General features: G+C 63.5%; 4 protein-coding genes. 1 reads left to right on the top strand and 3 read right to left on the bottom strand.

Annotated features, from left to right (window positions below; all coding sequences use genetic code 11):
* Both EOA28_RS28230 and EOA28_RS28225 read right to left on the bottom strand, forming a co-directional pair.
* The coding region (locus EOA28_RS28230) for a potassium transporter Kup (RefSeq protein WP_148670896.1) at positions 1–1,603 on the bottom strand (1,603 nt) is incomplete at its 3' end.
* An 86-nt stretch (positions 1,604–1,689) separates the two neighbouring features.
* Positions 1,690–2,430 carry a pyridoxine 5'-phosphate synthase gene (locus EOA28_RS28225; protein WP_127252727.1) on the bottom strand — a complete coding sequence of 247 codons (741 nt, stop codon included), beginning with the start codon at positions 2,428–2,430 and terminating at the stop codon, positions 1,690–1,692.
* Between the two features lie 108 nt (positions 2,431–2,538).
* Here EOA28_RS28225 and EOA28_RS28220 point away from each other — a divergent pair, with 108 nt between their 5' ends.
* Complete coding sequence (locus EOA28_RS28220; protein WP_126082070.1) at positions 2,539–2,934, top strand: STAS/SEC14 domain-containing protein; 396 nt, start codon at positions 2,539–2,541, stop codon at positions 2,932–2,934.
* A gap of 12 nt (positions 2,935–2,946) precedes the next feature.
* Here EOA28_RS28220 and EOA28_RS28215 read toward each other — a convergent pair.
* On the bottom strand, positions 2,947–3,790 hold an 844-nt coding region (locus EOA28_RS28215; RefSeq protein ID WP_128315506.1), incomplete at its 5' end, for an ATP-dependent RecD-like DNA helicase.

Genomic DNA, 3,790 nt, shown 5'->3' with positions numbered 1-3,790 from the left:
AGACAGCCACCGGCTGCGGCGCCGTCACCACCGACAGGATGACGTTCTTTTCGTGCAGCACCTTGTAGTGTTTCAGGCTGTGCATCAGCGCGGTCGGCGCGCTTAAGGGATCGCTGGTCAGGAACACGGCCGTGCCCGAGACGAGCTGCGGCTTCTTCTTCAGGAGATTCGACGCCAGGAAGTCGAGCGGGATCTCGTTGCGGCGCGTCTTGTCGAACAGGTAGCGGGTACCGCGGATCCAGGTCCACATAATCAGCCCCATCAGAGAGGCGACAGTGATCGAGACCCAGCCGCCCTCGACGATTTTGACGACATTGGCCGAGAAGAAACCGAGATCGATGACGCCGAAGAGCACCACCAGGGCCAGTGCGGTCGCAACCTGCCATTTCCACAGCCAGCGCATCACCACGAACAAAAGGATAGTCGTCATCAGCATCTCGCCGGTCACCGAAATGCCGTAGGCCGACGCAAGCGCGCTCGAGCTGCCGAAGCCGACGACCAGAAGCATCACGCCAAGCGCGACCAGAAGGTTGACCCTCGGCATATAGATCTGGCCGCTCTGCATCTCGGACGTGTGCTGCACTTCGATGCGCGGCAGAAGGTTGAGCTGCACCGCCTGCCTAGTCAGCGAGAAGGCGCCGGAAATGACGGCCTGGCTGGCGATGACCGTGGCCGCTGTCGCTAGGCCGACCATCGGCATCAGCGCCCATTCGGGCAGCATCTGGAAGAACGGGTTGGTGGGCTTGCCGCCATGCGAGAGCACAAAGGCGCCTTGGCCGAAATAATTCAGCAGTAGGCACGGGAAGACGATTGCGAACCAGGCCATCACGATCGGCTTGCGGCCGAAATGGCCGAGGTCGACATAGAGAGCCTCCGCGCCGGTCACCGCCAGGAAGACCGCGCCGACGGTAACGAAGGCTCCGGTCGGCGTCGTGGCCAGGTAGTAGATCGCGTAATATGGATTGATCGCCAAGAAAACCGACGGATCGTCGACGATATGGTAGACACCGGCCGCGCCGATCGCCACGAACCATGTCGCCGTCACGGGCCCGAACACCGCCGCCACCTTGCCCGTGCCGAAGCGCTGCACGGCGAAAAGCACCGCCAGAATGACCAGCGTGATCGGAACCACGAAGGCATCGAGCGCAGGCGTGACGACTTCCAGGCCCTCGACCGCCGACAGCACCGAGATCGCCGGGGTGATGATTGAATCGCCGAAGAACAGCGCCGCGCCGCAAAGGCCGATCACCAGGATGAGCCTGGAGCCCGGGGGATAGGCGCTGCGCGCCAACGCCATCAGCGACAGCGTGCCGCCCTCGCCCTTGTTGTCGGCCCTGAGCACGAAGGCGACATATTTGATCGTGACGATGATCGTCAGCGCCCAGACGATCAGCGACAGCACGCCGAGTACGTCATTGCGGGCAACCGAACTCGAAGACGCGTGCAGCGCCTCGCGAAAGGCGTAGATCGGGCTCGTGCCGATGTCGCCATAGACGACGCCCAGCGCGCCAAGCATGAGCACCTTAGTGCTGTGCTGCCGCTCGGTTTCGGCATGGCCCGAGCGTTCGAGGGATTCCGTTTCGCTGGCGTTGGCTAGCACCATGAACCCCACTTTACCGAATTCGTCACGCTCCGAGGCAACCGCGACGCGCGCGACACACCAAGACTGCCGAAACTACCCAAAGTCCCCTACCATCCGCAGGCCTTCAAGAACCGCCCGACCGTGCCGGCCATGCCATACTCCAGCGCATCGGCTGTCAACCCATGTCCGATCGATACTTCGGCCAATGCCGGGATGCGTTTGGCCAATGGCGGTAGGTTCTCGACGGTCAGATCGTGTCCGGCATTGACGCCGAGCCCGGCCTTGAATGCGGCGTCGGCGGTTTTTCCCAGTCTTTCCAGCTCTTTGGCCGCTTTTGCCGAATCGGAATGGAAACCTCCATAGGGCCCGGTATAGAGCTCGATGCGGTCGGCGCCTGTGTCGCGCGCCGCATTGACCCCGTCTGGAACCGCATCGGAAAACAGCGACACCCTGAATCCGCTTTTCTTCAACCGCTTGACGATCGGAGTGAGGAACGCCGCCTGGGCGACGAAGTTCCAGCCATGGTCGGAGGTTGCCTGCGCCGGGTCGTCCGGCACCAGCGTCACCTGCTCAGGCTGGTTCTTCTCGACCAGCGCCAGGAAATCCTCGGTCGGGTAGCCCTCGATGTTGAACTCCGCCGTTGGGAATTCGTCGTCGATCAGCGCCCTGATCTCCGGCAGGTCGGAATGCCTTGTGTGCCGCTCGTCGGGCCTGGGATGCACCGTCAACCCATGCGCGCCGGCGGCAAGGGCAATGCGGCCAAGTCCGATGACGCTCGGCCACGGCAGGTCGCGGCGGTTGCGCAGCATGGCGACGGCGTTGAGATTGACCGAGAGCTTGGCGGGCATGAGCTGGGGTCCAGTGGATCGGCGGGCATCTATAGCGCCTTTGACGGGAACAGATAGGGGGTTTCGCGTGTTCCAGGGGACAGTTGGAGGCTAAGGTGAGGATTTGCAGTGAATTTCCTTGAAGCCGTGCCGGCCATCCGCCGCATCGAGACCAACCGCGACGCGCTTTTCGCCATCGACGTCGTCGGCGATGTCTCGCCGGCCGATGCGGAGAACCTGTTCGGCTTGCTGGAAGCCGCCTACGCGCTGCATCCGAGGATCGACGTGCTGATCAGGCTGACCGACGAGGAAAGCGTCGACTGGGCCAATATCAAGCAGGACACGCTCCGGCAGGGCGTGGCCGACGCGATGGAACATGTCGTGCGCTGCGCGGTCATCGGCGAGCCGAGTTGGGCCTCCCTCGTCGCGGGCGTGTTCCCCAAAACGCTGCCTTTCGAAGTCAGACGCTTCGATGTCGACGATGAGGAAGCCGCCTGGCAGTGGCTTGGCGCGAGGCCGACCTGATGGCCAAAAATCTCAGCGAACGATTGTCAACCGCTCGGCGGCGCGGGTGATTGCCGTATAGAGCCAGCGCTGCCGGGTCTCCTTGAAGGCCCAGCTCTCATCGAACAGCACCACGTCGTTCCACTGCGAGCCCTGCGCCTTGTGCACGGTCAGCGCATAGCCATAGTCGAAATCGTCGAAGCGCTTCTTCTGCTGCCAGGGGATCTCGGCATCCGGATCCTCGAACGCCGCCTTGAGCAGCTTGATCTTGGCGACGCCGCGGTCGGGATCGTCCTCCTCCGGCGAGACCAGAAGGTTGATGCCGGGCTTCACCGTCTCGCGTGACGAGGTCATCACCTTCCACAGCGAGCCGTTGAGCAGCCCCTTGGCCGGGTCGTTGCGCAGGCAGACCAGCTTGTCGCCGGCCTGCGGGAAATCGGCGTTGAACCCCTTCAGCTCGCGCAGCCTTTGATTGTAGCGCCGGCGCGTGCGGTTGGTGCCGACCAGCACCTGGTCCGCCTTGAGCACGAGGTCCTGGTTGACCGCTTCCCTGCCGATCACCTGCGCCGTGCCGTAGTCGCCATGCATGAATTCCCGGCCCTCGCGCACGTCGAGCGCCAGCCGGATGATCGGGTTGTCGCGCGCCTGGCGGTGGATTTCGGTCAAGAGCACATCCGGCTCGTGTTCGGTGAAGAAGCCGCCGCCCGAGATCGGCGGCAGCTGCGCCGGATCGCCCAGCACCAGGATCGGCGTGCCGAAGCTCTGCAGGTCGCGGCCGAGCTGCTCGTCGACCATCGAGCATTCGTCGATGACGACGAGCTTGGTGCGCGAAATCGGGCTTTGCCGGTTCAGCGAGAAGGTCGGCGACATCGAGGTC

The sequence above is a fragment of the Mesorhizobium sp. M2A.F.Ca.ET.067.02.1.1 genome, assembly GCF_004023285.1.
Classification (GTDB): Bacteria; Pseudomonadota; Alphaproteobacteria; order Rhizobiales; family Rhizobiaceae; genus Mesorhizobium.
Note: the sequence above shows the minus strand (reverse complement) of the source record. Positions and strands in the feature narration are given on the sequence as shown.